This window comes from Acidithiobacillus albertensis (genome assembly GCF_001931655.1).
GTDB classification, from domain to species: domain Bacteria; phylum Pseudomonadota; class Gammaproteobacteria; order Acidithiobacillales; family Acidithiobacillaceae; genus Acidithiobacillus; species Acidithiobacillus thiooxidans.
The window spans coordinates 1-2,411 of record NZ_MOAD01000084.1 but is presented as its reverse complement, the minus strand read 5'-3'; the positions used below and the strand labels follow the sequence as shown (position 1 = coordinate 2,411).

Genomic DNA, 2,411 nt, shown 5'->3' with positions numbered 1-2,411 from the left:
CCGGGTTTCCAGTGCAGTTGTGCAATCATGGAAAGCCCCGGACGCAAGGGGTGTTCCGCGAGTTCCCTGGCAGGTATGGCAATACGTACCGGCACGCGTTCCACAATATGAATGTAATTTCCGGTGGCATTCTCTGGGGGCAGAATGCTGAATGCACTGCCGGCACCGGGAAGCAAACCCAGAACGGTGCCGTGATAGCGTACCTGATGGCCGTAGTAATAGCTGGTCAACTGAACGGCCTGTCCGGGACGGACATGGCGCATGGCCGTTTCCTTGATATTGGCCACCACCCATAAGTCATTGAGCGGCACCACCGAAAACAGGTGCTGGCCTGCAGCCACTTTTAAACCGGGGTAGGCAGAGCGTTGCGCGATATAACCCGATATGGGGGCACGGATGAGCCGCCGTTGCCAGTTGATGTCGGCTTTTTCAAAAGCCGTGGCGGCCTGCTGAACCAGCGGATTATCAGATACCGTGGTGCCCGCGACAATGGCTCGTGCCCCTCGCAACTTGGCTTGGGCCTCTGCGACTTGTGCTGCTGCGGAAGTGATTTCATTTTGCGTATTTTCAATGCGAATCCTGGAAACCGCCCCGCTGGGCAGGGATTGTTGGTAGCGGTTCAAATCCATTTCCAGTTTTTGCCGTTCAGCCAGTTGGGCCTGAACGCTCTGTTGCAACGCCTGGACCCGGGCGAAATCCTGGCGGACCTGTCTGACTGTTGCCGCCAGATGGGCCCCGGCCTGTTCCATGGCCAGTCGGGTCTGCGCACCCTGGAGGGCTGCCAGAATCTGGCCGGCATGAACATATTCCGTATTCTCCACCCGCACCTGCTTGACGGTGCCTGCCGACAAACTATCCACCGGGGTGATGTTGCCGGTGACGTAAGCATCATTGGTTTCAATCCAGTACTGGCCCCGCAACAACCACCAGAGGATTCCCAATCCAGCAGCAATAAGCACAATAACGGCAACCAGCAGCAACAGTCTGCGCCGCTGTTTTTCCCGCGAGCTGTAGTCAGGGGCTGAGGAGGATGCTGTTGTACTCATGCTGGTTTTTTCTCCACCGTATATCCGCCCCCCAGGGCAACATTGAGCAGCATCCAGGATTGTGCGTTATGTATTTGCAAGGTGATCTGCTGGTTTTGCAGATTGATTTCCCGAATCCGGCTGCGATAAACACTTATCTTATTGGTGGTTCCCGAATGAAAAGCGGCTGTAGCCAGTGCGCTATCCTGGCTGGCGGCCTTGGTCATCCGTGTCTGTTCCTGTAGTTGCTGACGATATTTTTGCCAGCTGGCCAAATGCCCGGCAATTTCACGCACCGCGCTGAGAATGGTATGGCGATAATGATCTTGTGCGGCCAGATACAAGGCATTTTGCGCTTTGAGACGGGCACGGAGCTTTCCGCCTTCAAAAATGGGCAGGGATACCACCGGACCAATGGCATGGGCCAGATTTCCGGGACTGAATAAATCACCCAGATCAATACTGTTCCAACCGGCAAACAGGGCAATATTGACATCGGGATAAAAAGCCGCGCGGGCAGCCCCGACCTGTTGCGCAGCGACTTCGATTTCCCAGCGTGCAGCGACCATATCAGGACGGTGGCTGATCAGACGCAGAGGTAATTGACGGGGGATATTTATGGTGGAGAAATCCGGTAACGGTTCCACGCCAATATTCCGTCCCCAATCGGGTCCATGCCCGGCCAAGGCGGCCAGTACATAGCGCTGTTGCACAATGGCGGCCCGCAGTTGGGCGACTGACTGCCGCGCACTGCCATAAGTTTCTGTCTGCGCATACACCGGCCGGGCATTGTTCAGACCATCCTGCCAACGTTGTTTTTCCAGTTGCAACAAGGATTTTTGCAGGTTTTCCAGACGCTCCGCCAGATGCAGTTGCCGTGTTTCACCCGCCAGCAGAAAATAATGCCAAGCCAGTTGTTTCTCCAACTGTAATTTTGCCTCGGCATAATCCGCCTGATGAACGCGTACTTGCCCCAAAGCTGCACGAACCTGATCACTGTCGCGCCCCCACAAGTCCAGATGATAACGGAGTTCCAGCGGGTTGATTGCGGTATAGGTGAAGCTTTTGCCATTGGCCTGAAGGTGCAAACCATTCTGTGAAAAATACTCCTGAGTAAGGGCGGCTCCCGCCGAAAACTGCGGGAGGAGGGCGGCCTGCTGCTCTGCAGTCATGGCTTTGGCGGCCAGAATACGGGTGCTGGCAAGCTGCAGCGATGGGTTTTGGCGAAGGGCAACCTGAATCAGATGGTCAAGAGCAGGTATTTGCGCCGCATCCCACCACTGCTGTGCAGGCCATGGACCCGCCGTGATTCCATAGTGATGATCGGCCCGTGCCAGGGTCTGTTGAATTTGAGGGCTATGGGCGAGATGCGCGCCGGGAAGATGC

2 protein-coding genes are annotated in these 2,411 nt (G+C 56.0%); both read right to left on the bottom strand.

Annotation, left to right across the window (positions count from 1 at the left end):
* Positions 1–1,046 (bottom strand): HlyD family secretion protein (locus BLW97_RS18130; protein ID WP_075324176.1); only part of this gene is annotated, 1,046 nt, incomplete at its 3' end.
* A partial coding sequence (locus BLW97_RS18125; RefSeq protein WP_075324175.1) for an efflux transporter outer membrane subunit occupies positions 1,043–2,411 on the bottom strand: 1,369 nt, incomplete at its 5' end. The genes BLW97_RS18125 and BLW97_RS18130, both read right to left, overlap by 4 nt.